Source organism: Halomonas sp. Y3 (genome assembly GCF_024137965.1).
GTDB lineage: Bacteria > Pseudomonadota > Gammaproteobacteria > Pseudomonadales > Halomonadaceae > Halomonas > Halomonas mongoliensis.
In genome coordinates this window covers 1778284-1801348 of the sequence record NZ_CP099975.1, presented here as the reverse complement: position 1 = coordinate 1801348, position 23065 = coordinate 1778284, and the positions used below count along the sequence as shown (strand labels likewise).

General features: G+C 67.4%; 21 protein-coding genes and 4 tRNA genes. 7 read left to right on the top strand and 18 right to left on the bottom strand.

Features of this window, described 5'->3' with window-relative positions:
* Positions 1-17 precede the first annotated feature (17 nt).
* Positions 18-1712: a glutamine--tRNA ligase/YqeY domain fusion protein gene (locus NHL60_RS08580; protein WP_253451433.1), complete on the bottom strand. Its 1695-nt coding sequence runs from the start codon at positions 1710-1712 to the stop codon at positions 18-20.
* Positions 1713-1841: 129 nt separating this feature from the next.
* Here NHL60_RS08580 and NHL60_RS08575 point away from each other — a divergent pair, with 129 nt between their 5' ends.
* Both NHL60_RS08575 and NHL60_RS08570 read left to right on the top strand, forming a co-directional pair.
* Positions 1842-2339, top strand: coding sequence for a peptidylprolyl isomerase (locus tag NHL60_RS08575; RefSeq protein WP_253451431.1), 498 nt, complete (start codon positions 1842-1844; stop codon positions 2337-2339).
* A complete protein-coding gene (locus NHL60_RS08570; protein ID WP_253451429.1) occupies positions 2339-3091 on the top strand; it encodes a UDP-2,3-diacylglucosamine diphosphatase in 753 nt (250 codons plus the stop codon). The genes NHL60_RS08575 and NHL60_RS08570 overlap by 1 nt, the downstream gene beginning before the upstream one ends.
* 11 nt (positions 3092-3102) lie before the next feature.
* On the opposite strand, the gene NHL60_RS08565 is transcribed toward NHL60_RS08570, so the two are convergent.
* The 11 genes from NHL60_RS08565 to NHL60_RS08515 form a co-directional block, all read right to left on the bottom strand.
* On the bottom strand, positions 3103-4116 hold the full coding sequence (locus tag NHL60_RS08565; RefSeq protein WP_253451428.1) for a GTP-binding protein: 1014 nt from the start codon (positions 4114-4116) through the stop codon (positions 3103-3105).
* A gap of 396 nt (positions 4117-4512) precedes the next feature.
* Positions 4513-6330, bottom strand: a complete 1818-nt coding sequence (locus NHL60_RS08560; protein WP_253451426.1) for a SurA N-terminal domain-containing protein — start codon at positions 6328-6330, stop codon at positions 4513-4515.
* A gap of 132 nt (positions 6331-6462) precedes the next feature.
* The gene (locus NHL60_RS08555) at positions 6463-6735 is read right to left on the bottom strand and encodes an HU family DNA-binding protein (protein ID WP_253451424.1); all 273 of its coding nucleotides are present in this window, start codon (positions 6733-6735) and stop codon (positions 6463-6465) included.
* 176 nt (positions 6736-6911) lie between these two features.
* Positions 6912-9317 carry an endopeptidase La gene (gene lon / locus NHL60_RS08550; RefSeq protein ID WP_253451423.1) on the bottom strand — a complete coding sequence of 802 codons (2406 nt, stop codon included), beginning with the start codon at positions 9315-9317 and terminating at the stop codon, positions 6912-6914.
* A gap of 208 nt (positions 9318-9525) precedes the next feature.
* A complete protein-coding gene (gene clpX / locus NHL60_RS08545; protein WP_253451421.1) occupies positions 9526-10806 on the bottom strand; it encodes an ATP-dependent Clp protease ATP-binding subunit ClpX in 1281 nt (426 codons plus the stop codon).
* A 105-nt stretch (positions 10807-10911) separates the two neighbouring features.
* The gene (gene clpP / locus NHL60_RS08540; protein WP_253451419.1) at positions 10912-11532 is read right to left on the bottom strand and encodes an ATP-dependent Clp endopeptidase proteolytic subunit ClpP; all 621 of its coding nucleotides are present in this window, start codon (positions 11530-11532) and stop codon (positions 10912-10914) included.
* 83 nt (positions 11533-11615) lie between these two features.
* Positions 11616-12974, bottom strand: coding sequence for a trigger factor (tig, locus tag NHL60_RS08535; RefSeq protein ID WP_253451417.1), 1359 nt, complete (start codon positions 12972-12974; stop codon positions 11616-11618).
* A gap of 252 nt (positions 12975-13226) precedes the next feature.
* A tRNA-His gene (locus NHL60_RS08530) sits at positions 13227-13301 on the bottom strand.
* A 25-nt stretch (positions 13302-13326) separates the two neighbouring features.
* Positions 13327-13401 (bottom strand) — tRNA-His (locus tag NHL60_RS08525).
* Positions 13402-13476: 75 nt separating this feature from the next.
* A tRNA-Arg gene (locus tag NHL60_RS08520) sits at positions 13477-13553 on the bottom strand.
* A 68-nt stretch (positions 13554-13621) separates the two neighbouring features.
* Positions 13622-13698, bottom strand: a tRNA-Pro gene (locus tag NHL60_RS08515).
* Between the two features lie 205 nt (positions 13699-13903).
* Between NHL60_RS08515 and folD the strand changes: the two genes are divergently transcribed.
* The 3 genes from folD to NHL60_RS08500 all read left to right on the top strand — a co-directional run bounded on the left by folD (position 13904) and on the right by NHL60_RS08500 (position 15818).
* Positions 13904-14761 carry a bifunctional methylenetetrahydrofolate dehydrogenase/methenyltetrahydrofolate cyclohydrolase FolD gene (gene folD / locus NHL60_RS08510; RefSeq protein WP_253451415.1) on the top strand — a complete coding sequence of 286 codons (858 nt, stop codon included), beginning with the start codon at positions 13904-13906 and terminating at the stop codon, positions 14759-14761.
* 68 nt (positions 14762-14829) lie between these two features.
* Positions 14830-15576, top strand: a complete 747-nt coding sequence (gene mtnN / locus NHL60_RS08505; RefSeq protein WP_253451413.1) for a 5'-methylthioadenosine/S-adenosylhomocysteine nucleosidase — start codon at positions 14830-14832, stop codon at positions 15574-15576.
* Positions 15573-15818 (top strand): alpha/beta hydrolase family protein, encoded by a 246-nt coding sequence (locus tag NHL60_RS08500; protein WP_367399355.1) that lies wholly within the window; start codon positions 15573-15575, stop codon positions 15816-15818. The genes mtnN and NHL60_RS08500 overlap by 4 nt, the downstream gene beginning before the upstream one ends.
* Here the strand turns inward: NHL60_RS08500 and NHL60_RS08495 are convergent.
* The 3 genes from NHL60_RS08495 to pyrC all read right to left on the bottom strand — a co-directional run bounded on the left by NHL60_RS08495 (position 15815) and on the right by pyrC (position 18708).
* The gene (locus tag NHL60_RS08495) at positions 15815-17071 is read right to left on the bottom strand and encodes a type II toxin-antitoxin system HipA family toxin (RefSeq protein ID WP_253451411.1); all 1257 of its coding nucleotides are present in this window, start codon (positions 17069-17071) and stop codon (positions 15815-15817) included. The two genes, NHL60_RS08500 and NHL60_RS08495, sit on opposite strands and share 4 nt — an antisense overlap.
* Before the next feature lie 2 nt (positions 17072-17073).
* On the bottom strand, positions 17074-17361 hold the full coding sequence (locus NHL60_RS08490; protein WP_253451409.1) for a helix-turn-helix domain-containing protein: 288 nt from the start codon (positions 17359-17361) through the stop codon (positions 17074-17076).
* A 312-nt stretch (positions 17362-17673) separates the two neighbouring features.
* Positions 17674-18708 carry a dihydroorotase gene (gene pyrC / locus NHL60_RS08485; protein ID WP_253451407.1) on the bottom strand — a complete coding sequence of 345 codons (1035 nt, stop codon included), beginning with the start codon at positions 18706-18708 and terminating at the stop codon, positions 17674-17676.
* A 149-nt stretch (positions 18709-18857) separates the two neighbouring features.
* Here pyrC and NHL60_RS08480 point away from each other — a divergent pair, with 149 nt between their 5' ends.
* Together NHL60_RS08480 and NHL60_RS08475 are read left to right on the top strand one after the other, a co-directional pair.
* Positions 18858-19748, top strand: coding sequence for a DMT family transporter (locus NHL60_RS08480; protein WP_253451406.1), 891 nt, complete (start codon positions 18858-18860; stop codon positions 19746-19748).
* Between the two features lie 41 nt (positions 19749-19789).
* On the top strand, positions 19790-20218 hold the full coding sequence (locus NHL60_RS08475) for a hypothetical protein (protein WP_253451404.1): 429 nt from the start codon (positions 19790-19792) through the stop codon (positions 20216-20218).
* Between the two features lie 71 nt (positions 20219-20289).
* On the opposite strand, the gene NHL60_RS08470 is transcribed toward NHL60_RS08475, so the two are convergent.
* The 3 genes from NHL60_RS08470 to NHL60_RS08460 all read right to left on the bottom strand — a co-directional run bounded on the left by NHL60_RS08470 (position 20290) and on the right by NHL60_RS08460 (position 22738).
* Positions 20290-21531, bottom strand: a complete 1242-nt coding sequence (locus NHL60_RS08470; RefSeq protein ID WP_253451402.1) for an FAD-binding oxidoreductase — start codon at positions 21529-21531, stop codon at positions 20290-20292.
* A gap of 177 nt (positions 21532-21708) precedes the next feature.
* Complete coding sequence (locus NHL60_RS08465; protein WP_253451400.1) at positions 21709-22164, bottom strand: TerB family tellurite resistance protein; 456 nt, start codon at positions 22162-22164, stop codon at positions 21709-21711.
* 79 nt (positions 22165-22243) lie between these two features.
* Positions 22244-22738, bottom strand: a complete 495-nt coding sequence (locus NHL60_RS08460) for a hypothetical protein (protein ID WP_253451398.1) — start codon at positions 22736-22738, stop codon at positions 22244-22246.
* Positions 22739-23065: the final 327 nt, after the last annotated feature.

Genomic DNA, 23065 nt, shown 5'->3' with positions numbered 1-23065 from the left:
CGCGTCGTTGCTCACGGTTACCCCTTCTTCTGCGCTTCTTTCTTCTGGACCTTGGCCCAGCTGTCCTTGAGGCCCACGGTACGGTTGAACACCAGCTTGCCGTCGCGGCAGGCGTGGCGGTCGGCGCAGAAGTAGCCCACCCGCTCGAACTGGAAGCGGCTCTCGGGGTCGACCTCGGCGAGGCTCGGCTCGCCGATGGCCTGGCAGACCACCAGGGACTCGGGGTTGAGGTGATCGAGGAAGTCGGCGTCGCGGTCGCGGTCCGGCTGCTCCACGGTGAAGAGGTTGTCGTAGAGGCGCACCTCCATGGGCACGCCGTGCGCGGCGCTGACCCAGTGGATCACCCCCTTCACCTTGCGCCCTTCGGGGTTCTTGCCCAGGGTGTCGAAGTCCACGGAGCAGCGCAGCTCGCTGATCTCGCCGGCCGCGTTCTTGACCACCTCGTCGCAGCGGATCACGTAGCTGTTGCGCAGGCGCACTTCCTTGCCCGGCGCCAGGCGGAAAAACTTCTTGGGCGGCTCCTCCATGAAGTCGTCCTGGTCGATATAGAGCTCCCGGGTAAAGGGAATGCTACGCACGCCCAGGTCGTCCCGGGCCGGGTGGCCGGGCACCTCATAGACCTCCTCATGGCCCTCGGGGACGTTGGTCAGCACCACCTTCAGCGGCTTGAGCACCGCCATGGCCCGGGGCGCGTTGTCCTCGAGGTCGGCGCGGATGGCGTGGTAGAGCATGGCGATATCCACCAGGCCGCCGTCGGCGCGGGTCACGCCGATCATCTCACAGAACTTGCGGATGGAGGCCGGCGTATAGCCGCGGCGGCGCATGCCGGAGATGGTGGGCAGGCGCGGGTCATCCCAGCCGTCGACGATGCCCTCATCCACCAGCAGCTTGAGCTTGCGTTTGGAGGTCAGGGTGTAGTTGAGATTGAGCCGGGCGAACTCGATCTGGCGGGGCGTCGCCGGCACCGGCAGGTTCTCCAGGAACCACTCGTAGAGCGGGCGGTGATCCTCGAACTCCAGGGTGCAGATGGAGTGGGTGATCCCCTCGAGGGCGTCCGACTGGCCGTGGGTGAAGTCGTAGGAGGGGTAGATCTTCCACTTGTCGCCGGTCTGGTGGTGATGGGCGTGGCGCACGCGGTAGAGGATGGGGTCGCGCAGGTTGATATTGGGCGACGCCATGTCGATCTTGGCGCGCAGCACCTTCTCGCCCTCGGCGACCTCCCCTGTGCGCATGCGCTCGAGCAGCTCGAGGTTCTCCTCCACGCTGCGCTCCCGGTAGGGGCTGGGGCGGCCCGGCTCGGTCAGGGTGCCGCGGTACTCGCGGATCTCGTCCGGCGAGAGGTCGTCGACGTAGGCCTTGCCCTCGCGGATCAGGTGCTGGGCCCAGGCGTAGAGCTGGTCGAAGTAGTCGGAGGCGAAGCGCACGGGGCCTGCCCACTCGAAGCCCAGCCAGCTGACGTCCTCCTTGATGGCGTCGATGTAGGCCTGCTCCTCCTTGGCCGGGTTGGTGTCATCGAAGCGCAGGTGACAGTCACCACCGAACTGCTCGGCCAGCCCGAAGTTGAGACAGATCGACTTGGCGTGGCCGATATGCAGGAAGCCGTTGGGCTCCGGCGGGAAGCGGGTCACGATCTTGCCGGTGCGACCGGCCTCGATCTCGTCGCGAATCTGGTTGCGAATGAAATTCGGCGCGCTGGTGGTGTCGGTGGTCATGGTTGGGCAAACAACCTCTGGTTGAAGGTGCGGGCGCGTGCTTCGCGCCTCGAGGCAAAACCGGTATTATAGCGCCACGTCCATGGGCAACGCCAAGGCAGCGCCCCTTTATTGCACAGGAACTTAGCGATGATCGTTCTCGAAACCACCTTCGGTGACATCTCCGTCGAACTCGACCACGAGAAGGCCCCCAAGACCGCGGCCAATTTCGAGCAGTACGTGCGCGACGGCTTCTACGACGGCACCCTCTTCCACCGCGTCATCGACGGCTTCATGATCCAGGGCGGCGGCTTCGACGAGAGCTTCGACCAGAAGACCACCCGCGACCCCATCGAGAACGAGGCGGACAACGGCCTGCAGAACGAAACCGGCACCCTGGCCATGGCGCGCACCCAGGACCCGCACTCCGCCACCGCTCAGTTCTTTATCAACGTCGCCGACAACGCCTTCCTGAACCACAGCGGCAAGTCCATCCAGGGCTGGGGCTACTGCGTCTTCGGCCGCGTGATCGACGGCATGGACGTGGTCGACAGGATCCGCAAGGTCGAGACCACTCGCCGCGGCATGCACGCCGACGTGCCCGCCGAGGACGTCATGATCAAGAAGGCCTACGTCAAGGAGGCCTGATGGCCAGCCTGCTGATCTCCGACCTGCACCTGCAGCCGAGCGCTCCCGAGGTCACCGAGGCGTTCCTGCGCTGGCTGGAGGAGCGCGCCTGCGGCTGTGAGGCCCTCTATATCCTCGGCGATCTCTTCGAGGCCTGGATCGGCGACGACCTGCTCGACCTGGCCGGCCAGGACCCGACCGGCAACGCCGACCTGGCCGTCCGCGTCGCCCGGGCGCTCAGGCGGCTGGCCGACGACGGCTCCGAGATCTACCTGATGCACGGCAACCGCGACTTCCTGCTCGGCGAGCGCTTCGCCGCCGAGGCGGGGGCCACCCTGCTCCCCGACCCCAGCGTGGTGACGCTGGGCGGGGCGCGGGTGCTGCTGATGCACGGCGACAGCCTCTGCACCCTCGACGCCGAGTACCAGGCCTTTCGCCACCAGGCCCGCACCCCCCTGTGGCAGGCCCAGGTGCTCTCCATGCCCCTGGAGCAGCGCCTCGCCCTGGCGAAGCAGCTCCGCGAGCAGTCCGGCGAGGCCAACTCCAACAAGGCCGAGGACATCATGGACGTGACCCAGGACGAGGTCCGCCGCGTGATGGCCGAGCACGAGGTGACCACCCTGATCCACGGCCACACCCACCGCCCGGCGGTGCATGAGCTGGTGGTCGGGGACGCTCCCGCCAGACGCTACGTGCTCGGCGACTGGCAGCCCGGCCAGGGCTGGGAGATCGAGGTCACCAACAGCGGCACCCCTGAGCTTAAGAAGATTTAGGGGTCAGACCCCTAAATCCCCTTAAGGGAGGCCTCCAGCGCCTCGGGGTCGGGCAGGCTCCCCGCTTCGCCGATGATCTCGAGGCGTGAATCGCGCCGCCAGGCGCTGTCGGCGAGGCTGACCGCGCCGTCGGCGCGGTTGTAGAGCTTCCAGCCGGCGTCGGTGTGAAAGACCCCCTTGACCCTCAGCGCCCCGGGCAGCTTGCCCAGCGCCTCGCCCAGGCGGTCCAGGTCGAAGATATCCTGCGGATGCCAGCGCCACCCCAGGGTCTCGTGGCCCAGGGCGCTGCCGCACTCCCGCTGGGGGCGGCCCGGCTCGGGCAGCGCCTCGGCAAACGCCTCCAGCACCGGGCTTGCGCCCGCCGCCTCGCGCAGGCGCCGATGGGCATTGCTATCCACCGTTCGAGACACCGCCGGCTCGCCGCTAGTGAGCCGCTCCAGGGGCAGCGCGCCCCGGGGCGCTTCGACGACCCATCCCTTGCGCGGCCAGAGCTCTCCCAGCCACTCCCGGGCCGCGGCCAGCTGAGCCGGCGTGGCCAGGTCGGTCATGGTCAGGGCGACGCCCTCGGCCATGGTGAGCTGATCCAGAAAGGTCTCGTGCTCCCGGGCGCGCGGGTCGTCCAGGCGGCGGGGGTCGAGCAGCGTCACGATCCCGCGCACCTCGAGCACCCCGGCGAAGGCCTCCCCGCGCAGCACCTCCAGCAGGCCCGCCGGATGGCCCAGCCCCGAGGGCTCGATGATCACCCGATCGGGCCGATGGCGGTGCAGCAGGTTGACCAGGGTCGCCTGCATCACGAAGGCCAGCTGGCAGCAGAGACAGCCGCCGGGCAGCCCCTTGACCACCAGATCGTCGCGCTCCTCGAACATCGCCTGGTCGATCCCCACCTGGCCGAACTCGTTGATCAGCACCGCCCAGCGCTCCCCAGGGGGCTTCTGGGCGATCAGCTCGTGGATCAGGGTGCTCTTGCCGCTGCCGAGAAAGCCGGTGATCAGGTGGACGGGCACGTTGGCCAGGGGGGCGGGCATGGGGAGTCCTCTGGGGTGGGCGACAAGCGAGTGTTATATCGTAACACGAGGGCGAGGGGCGAGGGGCGAGGGGCGAGGGGCGAGGGGCGAGGGGCGAGGGGCGAGGGGCGAGGGGCGAGGGGCGAGGGGCGAGGGGCGAGGGGCGGGGACGTGTGGGAGTAGGAGCGCAGATCCTGCGCGATAGTGCGAATGGAGGCCGAAGGACTCCCTGGCGGTAGTCACCCATGATGGCAACACCACCGGGGCGCCTCCGGCGCCATTCGCGCGGCAGAGCCGCCCTCCCACCGGGCCCATTAACGCTAATCGACGATGATCAACAAAAAGGAGCAAGCCAAGGGGGTTCCTTGAAGCTTGCTCCTTTTACCCTGCGGCGCACCTTGCGGCTAGCCGAAGGCCTTAGCGGCGAATCTCCGCCTTGTCGCGCAGGTCGTCCAGCAGGCCCTGGATGGCGGCCTGGGCGCGCAGGCGCTCGGCCATGCTGGCCACGAACCGCTCGATCTCGGCGTTGACCTCGCCCTCCTCGACCGCTTCCAGCGCAATCAGCACTACCCGGTCGCCGTCCACGGCGCGCCCGTAGACGACGTCATCCCCTTCGGGAGCCGGCAGGCGGAACACCGCATCCACCAGCGCCCGGGAGAGCCCCTGGTCCTCCTGGCGGCCGACGCCTTCCGCGAGCTGCCAATCGAGCTCCAGGCTCTCGCCGGCGCGCAGGGCGGCCAGGCGCTCCTCGGCCACCTCCGAGAGGGCCTGACGACGCAGGTTGGCGGCCACGCTGGCCTCCACCTCGTCACGCACCTCCTCCAGCGGCAGGGTGGTGGCGTCGCGGTGCTCGACAACGCGCAGCACCATGCGGCGATCGGTATCGAGTTCGATCACCTCGCTGTTGAAGCGCTCCTGGAGCACGTCATCGCTGAAGGCCTCGCTCATCACGCCGGGCTCGGAGAGCACCCCCTCGGCGCCCTCCCGGGAGACCCAGTCGCTCTCCTGCAGCGCAAGGCCGATATCATCGGCCACGCTCTGCAGGTCGTCGGCGGCGAAGCTCTCGTCGATCAGGCGCTGGACCCGCTCGTTGAACTCGCCGGAGACCCGGGAGAGCGCCAGCTCGCGCTGGAGCTCGTCGCGCATCGACTCGAAGGGCTGGCGCTCCAGGCCGGTCACGGTGAGCAGGTGCAGGCCGTTGTCGGTCTCGACGATGCCGGAGACCTCGCCCTCCTCCATGCCGAAGGCGGCCTCGTCGAAGCTGTCGCCGAAGAAGCCCTGGCTGATCACGCCGAGATCGCCGCCCTGCTCCGCGGAGACCGTATCGTCGGAGACCTCGAGGGCCAGGTCGGCGAAGGATTCACCGTCGGCCAGGCGCTGACGCACCGCCTCCAACTCCTCCACGGCCTGATCGCGGCTGCGCTCGCCATTGAAGGTCAGCATGATATGGGCGATGCGGCGGTCGGCATCGGCGGTGCGCTCGCGCCAGGCGTCGCGCAGCTCGGCCTCGTCGATCTCGACGTCGGCGGCCATCTCCTGACGGTCGATGATCACGTACTCCAGGCGCACCTGCTCGGCCCGCCGGTAGTTCTCGGCGTTGGCCTCGTAGTAGGCCTGGACGTCCGCCTCGCTGACCTCGACGGCCTCCTCGAGCGCGTCCGCGGAGAGCGCCGCGTGGCGGAAGGTGCGGGTCTGGCGCTGCAGGGCCACCAGGGCCTCCTGCTCGGTGGGCAGGGTGAAGTCGCTGAAGGCCAGGCCCTGCTGCAGCTGCTGGCGCTTCATGTCCACCCGCAGCTCCTCGCGGAAGGCCATCGGCGTATAGCCGGCGCTGGCCAGCCGGTTGCGGAAGAGCTCGCTGTCGAAGCGGCCCTGGCCGTCCTGGAACTCCGGCAGGGAGACGATGACCTGGTCCAGCTGCTCCTCGGAGAGGTGCAGGCCACCCTCCTCGGCGTACTGGGTCAGCAGGCGGTCGGTGATCAGCTGGTCAAGCATCTGGGCCCGCAGGGCGCGCTCCTGCTCGGGGGGCACCTGCCCGGAGCGAATGGCCCGCTGGACCTCGAGCTCCAGCTGCTGACGCGTGATGGGTTCGCCGTTGACCTTGGCGATCTCGTCCCCACCGCCGCCGAAGAGCCCCACCAGGGACTCGACGCCGAACAGGGCCATGGTCACGACCACGGCCCCGACGATGATCTTGGCGCCCCAGCTTCGGGAGCGGTCACGAATACTTTGCAGCATGCAGGCCTCGGCAACGTATTGTGTGGAAAGTGGCGGATGACTGCGTCACGGCTAAAACCAAGACAGGCGCACCGCCGGGGGCGATGCGCCTGTAGGTGACTCAACCATCAGCGACGCAGCGGTGCGGTTCGCTCAGTTGACGGAATCCTTGAGCGCCTTGCCGGCCTTGAAGCTCGGCACCTTGGCAGCGCTGATCTCGATCGGCTCGCCGGTCTGGGGGTTACGGCCGGTGCGCGCGGCGCGCTCCTTGACCTGGAAGGTACCAAAGCCCACCAGGGAAACGCTCTCACCCTTCTTCAGACTGTCGGTCACGGTGTCGACCATGGCGTCCAGGGCCCGGGCAGCAGCTGCCTTGGGAATGTCGGCAGACGCGGCAATGGCTTCGATCAGCTCGGACTTGTTCACACTTCACCCCTTGACTTTTTCGGAATTTGGCTCTAATCGGCGTGGCTTTTAGCCGGAAGTCGCGATCACAGCATGGCGCAATTTATAGCAATGCGATGAAAGGACTGTCAAGCAAACTACCACGCCAAGCCCCACCATATCAGGCTTTAGGGTACATCATGATGGGGAAATTATTGTCAATGCGTGCTGATCATCGACGGTGAAGATGCGCTGTCTTCGGATCGGGTTTCTTCGCCTGACGCCTCGGGCCTTTTGGCCAGCGCCACCTCGAGCACCTCATCGATCCAGCGTACCGGCCTGATATCGAGAGCTTCCTTGATGTTATCCGGAACCTCCTTGAGATCACGACGGTTCTCCTCCGGCACCAGCACGGTCTTTATACCACCGCGCCGGGCGGCCAGCAATTTCTCCTTCAGGCCGCCGATGGGCAGCACCTCGCCGCGCAGGTTGACCTCGCCGGTCATGGCCACGTCGCAGCGCACCGGCCGCTCGGTGAAGGCCGACACCATGGCGGTGACCATGGCGATGCCGGCGCTGGGGCCGTCCTTGGGCGTGGCGCCCTCGGGCACGTGGATATGGAGGTCCTCCTTCTCGAAGCGCTCCGGGTCGATGCCGAACTTCAGCGCCCGGGCCCGCACCACGGTCTGGGCGGCGCTCACCGACTCCTTCATGACGTCGCCGAGCGAGCCGGTCTTGTTGAGGCGCCCCTTGCCCGGGGTGACCACCGACTCGATATTGAGCAGCTCGCCGCCCACCGAGGTCCAGGCCAGGCCGGTCACGCGCCCCACCTGATCCTCCTGGTCGGCCAGCCCGTAGCTGTAGCGACGCACCCCCGCGTAGGCCTCGACGGCATCGGCGGCCAGGGTCAGCGGCGCCAGGGCGCCCTCCCCGCCCTCCTTCTCCAGGCGGCTGCGCAGCACCTTGCGGCACACCTTGGCGATCTGGCGCTCCAGCTCCCGCACCCCCGCCTCGCGGCTGTAGTAGCGGATCAGCTCCAGCAGTGCCTCGTCGGAGAGCTCGAGCTCGCCCTCCTTGAAGCCGTTGGCCTTGAGCTGTTTGGGCACCAGGTAGCGCCTGGCGATGGCCAGCTTCTCGTCCTCGGTGTAGCCCGGCAGCCGGATCACCTCCATGCGGTCGAGCAGCGGCCCCGGGATGTTCATGGAGTTGGCGGTGCAGATGAAGAGCGTCTCGGAGAGGTCGTAGTCCAGCTCCAGGTAGTGGTCGCTGAAGGTGTCGTTCTGCTCAGGGTCGAGCACCTCGAGGAGCGCCGAGGCGGGATCGCCGCGGTGGTCCATGCCGATCTTGTCGATCTCGTCGAGCAGGAAGAGCGGGTTCCTGACCCCGGCCCGGGACATGCGCTGGACGATCTTGCCCGGCAGCGAGCCGATATAGGTGCGGCGGTGGCCGCGAATCTCGGACTCGTCGCGCACCCCGCCGAGCGCCAGGCGCACGTACTTGCGGTTGGTGGCCCGGGCGATGGACTTACCCAGCGAGGTCTTGCCCACCCCGGGCGGCCCCACCAGGCAGAGCACCGGCCCCTTGAGCTTCTTGACCCGCTTGTGCACGGCCAGGTACTCGAGGATGCGCGCCTTGACCTCCTCGAGGCCGTAGTGGTCCTCGTCCAGCACCTGCTGGGCGTGGACCAGGTCGTGCTTGACCCGGGTGCGCTTCTTCCAGGGCACCGAGACCAGCCAGTCCAGGTAGGCGCGCACCACCGTCGCCTCGGCGGAGTTGGGCGACATCATCTTCAGCTTGCCGAGCTCCTGGGTGGCCTTCTCCCTGGCCTCCTTGGGCATGCCGGACTCCTCGATGGCCTGCTCGTACTTCTCGGCCTCGTTGGGCACGTTCTCGAGCTCACCCATCTCCTTCTGGATGGCCTTCATCTGCTCGTTGAGATAGTACTCGCGCTGGGACTTCTCCATCTGGTCCTTGACCCGGGAGCGGATGCGCTTCTCGACCTGCAAGAGGTCGATCTCCGCCTCGATCAGCGCCATCAGGTGCTCGATGCGGTCGCGCACGCGATCCATCTCCAGCAGCTGCTGCTTGTCGTCGATCTTCAGCGACAGGTGGGCGCAGATGGTGTCCACCAGGCGGCTGGGGTCCTCGATGCCGGAGAGGGAGTTAAGCACCTCGTTGGGCACCTTCTTCGACATCTTGACGTACTGCTCGAACTGGTTGAGCAGCACCCGCACCAGGGCCTCCTGCTCGCGCTCGGTGAGCGGTTCGCTCTCGCGCAGCACCGCCTGCGCCGTGCTGTAGGCCCCATCGGTGTGGATCTCGCCCACGTCGGCCCGGGAGACCCCCTCGATCAGCACCTTGACGGTGCCGTCGGGCAGCTTGAGCAGCTGCATGATCTCGGCCACGGTGCCGATGGCGAAGAGATCCTCGCGGTCCGGATCGTCCTTGCTGGCCTCGCGCTGGGCCACCAGCAGCACCCGCTTGTCAGCGCTCATGGCAGCCTCGAGGGCCTCGATCGACTTCTCGCGACCCACGAAGAGCGGAATGACCATCTGCGGGTAGACAACCACGTCCCGCAGCGGCAAAAGGGGCAGACTCAGGGTCTGATCAGCGTTCTGCTGCATCGCAGACGTTCCTCAAACAAAACGGGTGAATGTCACAGGAGTGGGGGCGCACCGACACCTTTGCAAGGGACAGGGCGACAATGAAGGCGGAAAACGGCCGATGGCCCACACGAAAACGCGGGAGCGGCGCCGCCAGGCCGGCAATCACCGGGGGATGGCGAGGCTCGCTCCCGCGTGGCGGCCCGGAGGCATCACGGGCCCGAACGGCTCAGCCGCCGGTGCCGTCGCCGGCCGCTTCCTGCTGCTGGGAGTAGATCAAAAGCGGTTCGCTCTCGCCGCCGATCACCGAGGCGTCGATCACCACCTTGGACACCCCCTCCAGGGAGGGAATCTCGTACATGGTATCGAGCAGCACCGACTCGAGGATGGAGCGCAGGCCGCGGGCGCCGGTCTTGCGGGTCATCGCCTTGACGGCCACGGCGCGCAGGGCATCCTCGCGGAACTCCAGCTCCACGCCCTCCATCTCGAAGAGCTTGGCGTACTGCTTGATCAGCGAGTTCTTCGGCTCGACGAGGATCTGGATCAGGGCGTCCTCGGTGAGCTCGGTGAGGGTCGCGATGACCGGCAGGCGCCCCACGAACTCGGGGATCAGGCCGAACTTGACCAGGTCCTCGGGCTCCACATCGGCCAGCAGCTCGCCCACACCGCGGGACTCATCCTTGCTCTTCACCTCGGCGCTGAAGCCGATGCCGCCCTTCTCGGCGCGGTCGCGAATCACGCGATCGAGGCCGGCGAAGGCGCCGCCGACGATGAACAGGATGTTGCCGGTATTGACCTGCAGGAACTCCTGCTGGGGGTGCTTGCGCCCACCCTGGGGCGGCACCGAGGCGGTAGTACCCTCGATCAGCTTGAGCAGCGCCTGCTGGACGCCCTCACCCGAGACGTCACGGGTGATGGAGGGGTTGTCCGACTTGCGGGAGATCTTGTCGATCTCGTCGATATAGACGATGCCCCGCTCGGCCTTCTCGACGTCGTAGTCGCACTTCTGCAGCAGCTTCTGGATGATGTTCTCGACGTCCTCACCCACGTAGCCCGCCTCGGTCAGCGTGGTGGCATCGGCGATGGTGAAGGGGACGTTGAGCAGGCGCGCCAGGGTCTCGGCCAGCAGGGTCTTGCCGCTGCCGGTGGGGCCGATCAGCAGGATGTTGGACTTGCCGAGCTCCACATCATCCTTCTGCACCTCGGAGCGCAGCCGCTTGTAGTGGTTGTAGACCGCCACGGAGAGCACCATCTTGGCGCGGTCCTGGCCGATCACATAGTCGTCGAGGGTGTGACGAATCTCGCGGGGAGTCGGCAGGCGCTCCTCGTCGGTCTCGGCATCGGCATCGAGCACCTCCTCGCGAATGATGTCGTTGCAGAGGTCGACACACTCATCGCAGATATAGACGGACGGGCCGGCAATCAGCTTGCGCACTTCGTTCTGGTTCTTGCCGCAGAACGAGCAGTAGAGCAGCTTGCCGCCTTCGTCCTTGCCTTTGCCGTCGGCCATTCGCATACCTCATTTCAATTGGCTGGGCGCGCCGGGCGCCCGGCCGGGCTCACATCGGCAGCCGGAGCTGCCGGAGAACGGGGTCAGGGCGTGAAAATCACGCTATCAGGATGTGGGCCGCTTATCCAGCACCGCATCGATGAGGCCATACTCGGCCGCCTGCGCACCGTTCATGAAGTTGTCGCGGTCGGTGTCCCGCGCGATGCTATCAATGTCCTGGCCGGTGTGGTGGGCCAGGATATGGTTGAGCTTGTCGCGGATGCCGAGGATCTCACGGGTGTGGATCTCGATATCCGAGGCCTGCCCCTGATAGCCGCCCAGCGGCTGATGGATCATCATCCGCGAGTTGGGCAGACAGAAGCGCTTGCCCGTCGCACCGCCGGCCAGCAGCAGCGCGCCCATGCTCGCCGCCTGACCGATGCAGACGGTGGAGACGTCGGGCTTGATGAACTGCATGGTGTCGTAGATCGACATCCCCGCGGTCACCGAGCCGCCCGGCGAGTTGATGTAGAGATGGATGTCCTTGTCCGGGTTCTCGGACTCGAGGAACAGCAGCTGGGCCACCACCAGGTTGGCCATGTAGTCTTCCACCGGACCCACCAGGAAGATCACACGCTCCTTGAGCAGGCGGGAATAGATGTCGTAGGCCCGCTCGCCGCGCGCGCTCTGCTCGACCACCATCGGCACCAGGCCGCCGGCGTTCTGAATATCGAACTCGTTGCTCATCAGTGTGATGTCCTTGCATCCGATGAATGGAAGCGTGGGGTGGAGCGCCGGCCGCGGCCGGCGCCCCCGGTGCGGGAGAAGGGTCAGGCCTTGCTCTCTTCCTGACGCTCTTCCTCGCTCTCCTCGGCGGCCTCTTCCTGCTGCTGGGCGGCGGCCAGGACCTGCTGGTAGCTCATCTCGACGTCCTTGACGCTGGCCTGCTCGAGCAGGGCGTCGACGGCCTTCTCCTCAAGGATGGCAGACTTGACCTGGGTCTTCATCTGCTCGTTGCCCATGTAGTACTCGACCACCTGGGCGGGCTCCTGATACTGCTCGGCGAGCTCCTCGACCTTGGCCTTGATCTCGTCGTCGCTGGCGTCGAGCTCCTTGGACTTGATCACCTCGGCCAGCAGCAGGCCGACCTGGACGCGGCTCTGGGCCTGCTCCCAGAACAGCTCGTTGGGCAGCTGGGAGACGTCGAAGTCCTCGCCCAGGCCGAACTGCTGGGCCGCCTGGCGCTTGAGGCCGTCGGTCTCCTGCTGCACCAGCGCCTGAGGCACCGGGATCTCGTTGGCCTTCTTGAGCGCCTCGAGGACCTGGCCCTTGATGCGGTTGTCGACGGCCTGCTCGGCCTCGCGGGTCATGTTCTTCTTGACCTCGGCGCGGAACTTGTCGAGATCGCCGTCATCGACGCCGAATTTCTTGACGAACTCGGCGTCCACCTCGGGCAGGGCCTGGCCCTTGACCGCATGGACCTTGACCTTGAAGGTCGCTTCCTGGCCGGCCAGGTGCTCGGCCTGGTAGTCCTCGGGGAAGGTGACCTTGATCTCCTTCTCGTCGCCGGCGGCGGCGCCCACCAGCTGCTCCTCGAAGCCGGGAATGAAGTTGCCGGAACCCAGCACCAGGTCGTGGCCCTCGGCGCTGCCGCCCTCGAAGGGCTCGTCGCCCAGGAAGCCCTGGAAGTCGATGTTGACCTGGTCGCCGTCGGCGGCGGCGCGCTCGACCTCTTCCCAGCCGGCGTTCTGCTTGCGCAGGGTCTCGATCATCTCGTCGACGTCGGACTCCACCACCTCGACCACCGGGCGCTCGACCTCGGTGCCCTCGATGGAAGCCAGCTCGAACTCCGGGTAGACCTCGAGGGTGGCTACGAACTCCAGATCCTTGCCGGATTCGTTGACGGTGGCCTCGATCTGCGGGAAGCCCGCCGGGTTGAGCTCGTTCTCGGAAATGGCGCGCACGTAGCGCTCACGCATCACCTCACCCACCACTTCGTTACGCACGTCGTGGCCGTAGCGCTGACGGATCACCGACATCGGCACCTTGCCCTTGCGGAAGCCGTCCATGCGAACGTTCTTGGCGGCATCCTTGAGACGGGCATTGACGGCCTCGTCGATCTCGGCTGCCGGCACCTGGACGGTGATGCGGCGTTCGATCTGGGAGGTCGTATCGACGGAAACTTGCATGAAATGTCCTCTACCGACTGGGGCGTTGGGTTGAAGGTAATGAAGAATCAAGGGGCTGATTTTATGAATCCCGCCCGGCACTGGCAAGCGCCATGCCGCAGGACATGGGGGCACCCGTAAGGAATGCAAGGCGCCCGCCGCGAAAAAAAGGGGGCTGCCGGCGGCAGACGGCCGGAAACGCAAAAACCGCCGACTCGTTTGAGCCCGCGACGCTGGGGGATAGACAGGAAAACTAACAGAGGGTTCAAGGAGTGGGGTGGATGATGGGGATCGAACCCACGACCACCGGAGCCACAATCCGGGGCTCTACCACTGAGCTACATCCACCACTGCCTTGAAACATGTGTCGTAATGGGGTGGATGATGGGGATCGAACCCACGACCACCGGAGCCACAATCCGGGGCTCTACCACTGAGCTACATCCACCACTACGACAGCTACTGCCTGATGCTGCTACTTGCTACCACTACTCGACCGTCGTCCCGCACGCACCAGAGAAGCTGGCACGCCCAGCAGGACTCGAACCTGCAACCTACGGCTTAGAAGGCCGTTGCTCTATCCGGTTGAGCTATGGGCGCATTCTACTCTCCAGGCTGCCTCGCCGCAACCCCAGGATCCAGAATTTCTCAGATCATTCAAGAGGTTGTGGTCGGAGTGGAGGGATTCGAACCCCCGACATCCTGCTCCCAAAGCAGGCGCGCTACCAGACTGCGCTACACTCCGCCGGCGATATCGCTGGCCTGACGCCGCCGCAGGGGCCTCGTCGAGCGCTGCATATTCTACGTGACTTTCCCCTGCGGTCAAGTGCTTGGCACACCATTACCGGTCTCGCGCTTTGTTTCCCCGCCCCGGCATGCGAAAATCACGCCTTCTCGTTACCGCGGGCGGGCCTGTCGCCCGCCTCCACCCAACCGCCAGAGGAAGCGCGATGTCCGCCCAACTGATCGATGGCAAGTCCATAGCCGCCCGAGTCCGCCAGCAGGTCGCCCGCCAGGTCCAGGCCCGGCGCGATGCCGGGGGCCGCGCGCCGGGGCTCGCCGTGGTGCTGGTGGGCGAGGACGCCGCGTCGGCGGTCTATGTGCGCAACAAGCACAACGCCTGCGTGGAGGCCGGCATCGAATCCTTCCAGCACCGGCTGCCCGCCGAGACCAGCCAGGCTGAGCTCGAGGCCCTGGTGGACTCGCTCAACGCCGACCCGGCGGTGGACGGCATCCTGGTGCAGCTGCCGCTGCCGGCCCACCTGGACGCCCGCCCCATCCTCGAGCGCATCCGCCCCGACAAGGACGTGGACGGCTTCCACCCCTACAACCTGGGCCGCCTGGCCCAGCGGCTGCCGCTGCTGCGCCCCTGCACGCCCAAGGGGGTGATGACCCTGCTCGAGCAGAGCGACCTCAAGGTGCGCGGCCTCGACGCCACCGTGGTGGGCGCCTCCAATATCGTCGGCCGGCCCATGGCCCTCGAGCTGATGCTGGCGGGCTGCACCACCACCGTCTGCCACCGCTTCACCCGCAACCTCGAGGAGCAGGTGCGCCGCGCCGATCTGCTGGTGGTCGCCGTGGGCAAGCCGGGGCTGGTCAAGGGCGAGTGGGTCAAGGAGGGCGCCATCGTCATCGACGTGGGCATCAACCGCCTGGAGGATGGCCGCCTGGTGGGCGACGTCGACTTCGACGCCGCGGCCCGGCGCGCCAGCTGGATCACCCCGGTGCCGGGCGGCGTCGGCCCCATGACCGTCGCCACCCTGCTCGAGAACACCCTGCAGGCCGCCGACCTCCACGACGCCCGCTAAATCCCCCTGGGGGTCAGACCCCAAAGTTCCCTTAAGGGTCTGACCCCTCAGAAGAGTGAGACGCAACAATGCAGCGCATCGGTATCATCGGCGCCATGGCCCAGGAGGTGGAGCATCTCGCCTCCCTGCTCGAGGAGCGCCAGACCCGCAGCCACGTGGGCTCCACCTTCCATAGCGGCCTGCTCCACGGGGTCGAGGTGGTGATCCTGCAGTCCGGCATCGGCAAGGTGAACGCCGCGGTGGGCACCACCCTGCTGCTGGATCTTTACCAGCCCGACGCCGTGATCAATACCGGCTCCGCCGGCGGCTTCGGCGAGGGGCTTGCGATCGGCGACGTGGTGGTCTCCAGCGAGGTGCGCCACCACGACGTGGACGCCGTGGTCTTCGGCTACGAGCACGGCCAGGTGCCGCAGATGCCGGCCGCCTACCTGCCCGACCCGCGCCTGGTGGCCATCGCTCGGGAGTGCGTGGAGTCCCTGGGCGAGGTCAAGGTGGTGGAGGGGCTGATCGCCACCGGCGACGTCTTCATGGCCTGCCCCGACCTGGTGGCCCAGACCCGCAAGCGCTTCCCCACCATGCTCGCCGCCGAGATGGAGGCCGCGGCCATCGCCCAGACCTGCCACCTCTACGGCTGCCCCTTCGTGGTGATTCGCGCCCTCTCGGATATCGCCGGCGGTGGCGACAACCACCTCTCCTTCGAGGAGTTCCTGGAGGTGGCCGCCACCCACTCGGCGCGCATGGTCGAGGCCATGGTGGCCCGCCTTGCCGCGCTGCCCGACGAGGCCCGCAGTGAAGCGGTGGCCGACGAGGCCTGACCCCCGCCCACCAGATCAACGGCACGCCGCCGCCCTTCTTCCTCTTCCACGGCACCTGGGACCGCCTGGTGCCGCTGGACCACAGCACCGACTTCCAGGCGGCTCTGGTGGAAAGCGGCGGCGAGGCCGAGCTCTATCTGCAGCGCGGCCGCGGGCACTTCCTGAGTTTTCTCACCCGCGGCGGCGCCATCGACGCCGGCATCGACTTCTTGGAGCGGCAGGTCAAGGGCACCGAACGCTAGCGGATCTGCCACTCCGGCGCCAGGAAGCGCCAGTGTTCGCGCAGCAGGGCCTTGTGCTCGTGCGCCATCGGCAGCGCCTCCAGCATGTCAGGCCAGGACGCTCTGGCGCACGCCAGCGCGTCCTGAAGCTCAGCTTCCACCACGGGCCAGCTGACACCCACACGCTCGGCCCAGTGCCGAAAATCATCCCGCTTCAGCTGCTCCCAGCGCTTCTTGCCATTCAGGTTCAGCGCCGCCTCCCGCTCGTTGGGCAAGTAGGCACGCGTCGTCACGATGTCGTAGGCGGGCGACAGCCGCGGCCTGTAACGATCCGGGTAAAGGAGGCTCCAGTTCTTCAGGTGGGCATCGCCGTTGGCCAGTAGAAGATTCACCAGCAGGCGGCGCGCCATCTGCGCCGCACACGCCATACCGTCGGCGGAGAACTCGCGCACCAGCCGCCCCAGCTGCTCATAGCTTGGCCCGGCGTACTTCTCGTAGGGGTAGCGAAACAGCACCTGGGCGAAGTCTTCCGCGTGCACCCGCCCACCCTCTGCACGATCGAACCGCTTGATGGCATAGGCCAGCGGCTCGTCCGGCAGATTCAGCGCCGGCAGCCCCTGCAGCTCCTCGAGGGGCACCAGTCGAATCTCGGGGATAAAGACGCCTGCCGCCTGGGCCAGGCGCATGGCGGAATATTCGTTCTGCACAAGCCAGGGGTGGTGAGGCGATGGCGGCTTGACGATCCAGTCACCGGGCAGCGCGTCGCCAGCGCCGAAGAAACGGCCATCCTGCTCGCGCATGGAAAACTTCATCTGCACCCCGGCCAGAGAGAACCCCCTGCCCACGGCTACCCGTCTCGGTCGAGGCGTGACGCTCTGTCGGTGCGCCAGCACCCACTCAGGCATCTCGTCCGGCGCCACCGCCACCACTTCCAGGGCCCCCGGGAGGTCGTGCCCCAGGGCCGCCAGCAGGGGGAACTCGTTGTCGGGATGCACCTTGAGCTCGGCGGCCAACCAGTGGCGCAGCGCACCCTCCGGCAGCAGGTTGGAGAGCCAGGGGTGGAGCCGCTGGCGGCGTATCCAGGGCGCCTGCAGCAGTCGCTGGCTGTTGGGCGCCGCGGCCATGAGCGACAGGGACAGCGTGGGGCGATTCTCGTCGAGCCGCCAGGCATCGTCGAACACCAGCACGTTGCGCCCACCGCGATAGCCGGCCAGCCAGCCCAAGCGACGGCCGTGGAGCCAGAGCGACAGCATCTCGACGCTTTCGTCCGTCACCTTCACTCCTCCCGGTCGAGCAGCCCCTGCCAGGGGTCTTCATCGAGGGGCACCGAGCCCGCCTCCCCCTCCTCGAGCAGCGCCTGCACCTGATACCACTTGTCGATGGGAATCAGCATCAGGCGGGCATTGAGTCCATCGGCGGCCAGCTCAAGGGTGTCCAGCCGGGGATTGCCGCCGCGCTCCAGGCGCTGGTACTGCTGGCGGGTCATCCCCACGCGTTCGGCCACCGTCGCCTGGGTAAACCCCAGCTCGCGACGGCGGCGCTTCAACTCATCGTGAAGGCTCATCGGCTAAAGCCCATAAAACAGCCCAAAAAATGCACCATCAGCGTTGCTTTGGTGGCAGCATAGCAACACCTATGATGCATTTCCATGCCCACTCGATCGCGCAGAGGCGCTATCAGGGCTATCACAATTACCAGTGCCGCGTCAGCGAAAGGCGCCGGGGACAGGTCGGAAAGGGGGTCCGTGGACCAGGGAAGGTCTAGGTAGCCCCCAGGGAGGGGTTCATGGCGCCCCCTTGGAGGCCTGTCGCCGGAACAGCCTTGAGCGATGCTTCCATCGGCGATGGCCCTGGGGGGCGCTATGCCGCGGGCGCTGTCAGGCAAGCTTCCAGGCCAGGGTCTCGCCGGCGCGCAGGGGCACGATGCGCGAATCGCCCACGTAGGCCAGCGACTCGGGCAGCTGCCAGGGCTCGCGCACCAAGGTCACGCTCTCGGCGTTGCGGGGCAGGCCGTAGAAGTCCGGGCCGAAGTGGCTGGCGAAGCCCTCCAGGCGATCCAGGGCGCCCGCCGCCTCGAAGGCCTCGGCGTAGAGCTCGATGGCCGCCGGTGCGGTGTAGGCCCCCGCGCAGCCGCAGGCGCTCTCCTTGTCGCCCTGGGCGTGGGGCGCGCTGTCGGTGCCCAGGAAGAACTTGGGATTGCCCGAGGTGGCCGCCGCCAGCAGCGCCTGGCGGTGGCGCTCGCGCTTGAGGATCGGCAGGCAGTAGTAGTGGGGGCGAATCCCGCCCACCAGCATGTGGTTGCGGTTGTAGAGCAGATGGTGGGCGGTGATGGTGGCCGCCACGTTGGCCGGCGCCGCCTTGACGAACTCGGCGGCATCGGCGGTGGTGATATGCTCGAAGACCACCCTGAGGGTGGGGTGGCGCTCGAGCAGCGGCTTCATGACGCGTTCGATAAAGACCGCCTCGCGGTCGAAAATATCGATCTCGGCGTCGGTCACCTCGCCGTGGACCAGCAGCGGCATGCCGAGCCGCGCCATGGCGGCGATGGCCTCGTCGCAGTGCCTGAGGTCGGTGACGCCGGAGTCGGAGTTGGTGGTGGCCCCCGCCGGGTAGAGCTTCACCGCCTGCACCAGGCCGCTGGCGTGGGCGCGCTCGATCTCCTCGGCCGGGGTGCGGTCGGTGAGATAGAGGGTCATCAGCGGCTCGAAGGCGCTGCCCTCGGGCAGCGCGGCCAGGATGCGCTCGCGGTAGGCCAGGGCCTGCCCGGTGGTGGTGACCGGCGGCTTGAGGTTGGGCATGATGATGGCGCGGCCCATCTGGCGGGCGGAGGCGCCCACCACGGCGGCCAGGGCCTCGTCGTCACGCAGGTGCAGGTGCCAGTCGTCGGGGCGGGTCAGGGTCAGTGAGGTCACGGCGTGTCCTGTCTTGGCGGGTTCATTCAAGGGTGACCCCAGTATACCCAAAGCGGCCCGCCGCGGCTGCCGGAGCGGACAGGAGCCCGTTAGTCTGCTAACGTGATCCCTGCCCTTGATCCCTTCCACTACCACCCGGCAGGCTCCCGATGCTCGACCCCAACGCCCGCGCGCCCCTGCGCGCCGACCTGCTGCTGCTCCTGGTCACGCTGCTGGCCGCCGCGGGCTGGATCTTCTCCAAGGAGGCGCTGAACGGCATGCCGCCGCTGCTGTTCATCGCCAGCCGCTTCCTGATCGCGGGGCTTTTGCTGTGCGCCTTTGCCGCCCCGGTGCTGTGCCGCCTCGGCCGCCGCGACCTGCTCACCGGCGCCGGCGTCGGCGTGCTGTTCAGCGGCGCCCTCGCCTTCTGGATCCTGGGGCTGCACCACTCGGAGCACCTCGGCGAGAGCGCCTTTATCAACAGCCTCGGCATCCTGCTGGTGCCGATCATGGCCAGGCTCCTCTTCGGCGACCGCCCCCCGCGCACCACCTGGATCGCCCTGCCCGTCGCCGGGGTCGGCTTCGCCCTGCTGTCGCTCAACGCCGGGCTGCGCATCGAGGCGAGCCAGGCGCTGATCACCGTCTCGGCGGTGCTCTTCTCGATTTTGATCAACGTCAACTCCCGGGTGGTCCACCGGCTGCCGACCCTGCCGCTGACCGCCATCCAGCTCACCACCGTGGGCATCCTGCTGGGCCTGGTCTCGGCCCTGGTGGAGCCCTGGCCCGCGCGCATCGACGGCGTCACCCTGGGCTGGCTCGGCGCCAGCGTGGTGCTGGCCAGCATCCTGCGCTTTCTGCTGCAGGTCTACGCCCAGGGGCTCACCACCCCGAGCCACGCCGCGGTGATCCTGATGCTGGAGGCGGTATGGACGGCACTGCTGGCCGCCGCCTGGTACCAGGAGAGCATGACCCTGCTGCAGTTTGCCGGCTGCGGGCTGATCTTCGCCGCGCTGCTGATCAATCGCTGGTACTGGATCCGCCACCTCGTCACCCGGCGCTGAAATGCCGTATCATGCGCCGAGAGTTCACAGGGAGATCTCCTATGCCGAAGGCGCGCCACTATGCCGATCTGGTCGCCGTGCTGACCGGTCTGATGTGGCTGGTGGTGTTCTGGTCGATCAGCCTCTCGGGGCAGATCGGCAGCGTCGAGCCCATCATGGCCGCGCTGCTGCTGCTGGCGACGCTGGTGCTGGTCAGCTTCGTTCATCGCCCCACCCGCGTGCTGATGCGCCGCTACCACGTCAGGAAGCGGCGCACCGAAATGTGGATGCATCTCCTGGCCCTGCCGCTGACCCTGGCCTTCCTGTTCGGGGTGGTGATCGAGGAGCTGCTGCTGCCCCTGGACGGCCTGCAGAAGATGCTGCTGTTCAACGTCTTTGCCACCGCCGGCTGGCTGGTCTTCGTGGTCACCGTGCTGATCAAGCTCGCCATGCATGCGACGCGCCGCCCCCGGGGGGGCAACCGGCCCTAGCCTCGAGCGGCCACGCACCAAGAGAAACGGGCGCCCTTGCGGGGCGCCCGTTGTCGTTGGGGATGCGCGTTTCAGAAGCGGTCGACCCGGAAGGGCGCCATCTCTACCGCCGGCTCCTCGCCGTCCATCATCTGGGCGAGCAGCTCCCCGGTAGCCGGGCCCAGGGTAAACCCCTGGTGGCCGTGGCCGAAGGCGAGCCACAGGCCCTCCTTGTCGGGTGCCGGGCCGATCACCGGCTTCATGTCCGGCATGCAGGGGCGCGCGCCCTTCCAGGGCTGGGCGTCGCGGCGCTTACCCAGGGGAAACAGCTTGCGGGCCACCTTCTCAGCGGCGGCCAGCTGCTTGTACTGGGGCGGCGAGTCCAGGTCGGCCAGCTCGGCGCCGGTGGTCAGGCGGATGCCGGCGCGCATCGGCTCGAGCAGGAAGCCCTTCTCGGCATCCATCACCCAGTGGTTGAGCGTCGCCCCCTCCTCCGCGGAGTAGTGCATATGGTAGCCGCGCTTCACGAACAGCGGCACGTTCATGCCCAGCTTGCCAAGCAGTTCGCCGGACCAGGGGCCCATGGCCACCACCACCTGGTCGGCCTCCAGGGCCCCCTCGCTGGTCTTGACCCGCCAGCCGGTGCCCACCTGCTGCACCTCCTCGACGCTGGCCTGCATCACATGGCCGCCCTGCTCGGCGAAGCTCCTGGCATAGGCCTGCACCAGGCCGCCCGGGTCCGAGACCATCCAGGGCTGGGTCCAGTGGATCGCGCCGATCAGCCCCTTGGCCAGGTGCGGCTCCTTGGCGTAGAGCGCCTCGGCGTCCAGCACCTCATACTCCACCCCGAAGCGCTCGTGGTTCTCCTTCGCCTCCTGCAGGCGCTCATCGAACTCCTTGCGGGTGCGGTAGAGCTCGAGCCAGCCCCCCTTGCGCACCAGCGCCTCGGCGCCGGCGGCTTCGATCATCGGCGCATGGGCATCCTGGCAGCGCATGATCAGCGAGGCCCACTCCTCGACGATGCGCGCATAGCGCTCGCCGCCGGAGTTGAGCCAGTAGTTGAGCAGCGGGCCCGCGGCGCTCACCATCCCGGTGGGACGGTAGCGGATATCCACCTCGCGGTTGGGCAGCACCCGCAACAGGGTGCCGATATCCCGGGGGAAGGCGTAGGGGCGCACCGCCTCGCGCTGGATGATGCCGGCGTTGCCGAAGGAGGTCTCGAGGCCCGGCTCGCGGCGGTCCACCAGGGTGACGTCATGGCCGCGACGCGCCAGATGCCAGGCTACCGACACGCCGACCATGCCGGCACCAAGAACGATGATATTGCGGGACATGAAGGTCTCCCTGACGATGCATAGAGAAAGCCCCACCGTCGGGCAGGGCTGTCATGCTGGGAGTCTAGCAGCACTTTCCAGAAAATCGGCAACGGCCTGATAATTAAGAGGGTAATTCTATGAATCGCCACCCATTCAGCAGCATCACCCAAATTACGCCCAGCAAATAGAAGAGTTTCATGTCGCCGAGGCCTGGGCCTGGAGCTTGGCGCGAATGAAGTCGCCGTGGCTCACGTGGAGCAGGTCCGCCAGCTGGCGAATGCGGTGCTCCTCCAGGTGGTGGTGCTCCCCGTCGGCCAGGGCAAGCTCCCACATCAGGCGCACCAGCTCACAGCGCCTGGGGTAGTCGTAGTGCGCCTTGATCAGGCTGACGAACTGGTAGTGGTCGACGGCGTTCTCCGCCTCCTCCCGGGCCAGGGCCACCAGCTCGTCCACCGCCTCCCCCTGCACCGCCAGCTGCCGGCTCAGCATCTCGCGCAGCGCCGTCAGCTGGGCCGGATCCTCCTGATAGTCGGCGCGCATCACCTCGCAGAGCAGCGCCGCCACGGCGAGCTCCAGGGTCGGCGCATCGGGCGCCTGGTGCTCCGGTTCGGCCAGCACCTGTTGGAAGAAGCGTTGGATACCTGCAAGCACGATCGATCTCCTGCCGTTGGAGGCACTTTTGACCAGCGCCCCAGGCTCGGGTTCGCCCGGGTCAGACCCTTAAGCGGACTTAAGGGTCTGACCCCGAAGCTGCCTGAGAGCAGCGCCAGCAGGCGAGGAGGTTGAGCAGGGCCAGGGCGAGGAGCCCGGCGGCGAGCCAGCCGAGGACGTTGACCAGGTCGTGGTAGCCGGCGGGGGGAGACTGGGGGCGGCGGGTCATGCCGAACTCCACCAGCCGGGTCAGGGCGTAGAGCAGCAGCGCCAGCAACGAGAGCGGCAGCGCCGAGCGGCGCCGGGAGAGCCAGCGGGTCAGCCCCCAGGGCCGGCTGGGGGCCTTTTCCACCGGCTTGCTGACAGCCTTGCGGGCGGCGGGCTTGCGGGCAGGAGCGGCCCGGCGCGGCGCCGGGGCCTTCCTGGCCCGGGGTTTCGCTCGCGGCTTGGCCCGCCCTCGAGCCGGCGGCCCGGCCACGAGGCCCCAGAGCCCCCGCGCCGTGCGCCACAGCACCCAGCCCAGCGTGAAGCTGACCGACAGCGCCAGGCCGCTCATTACCAGAACATACGCCATCCGGCGGATCCTTCCTTGCCTTGAGGGCCGCCTATTGTGCCATACCGGCGGTGGTGTCCGCTGCCTGGCTCACGCCACCGCCAGGTCTATCGCGGTTACCGACAGGGAGAGCGAAAGGCGCCGGGGACGGGTCGGAGAGGGGGTCCGAGGACCCAGGGGTGAGGAGCACTGCTCCGAACGGGCTGGCCAAGGATGGCCAGCACCGGACCTGCAAGCGGAGCGGCACGCTAGAGCGAAGCAGGGCCGAGGTAGCCTACAAGGAAGTACTCGTAGCGCCCCCTCGACGGCCTGTCGCCGGAACAGCCTTGAGCGGTGTTGCTATCTGCG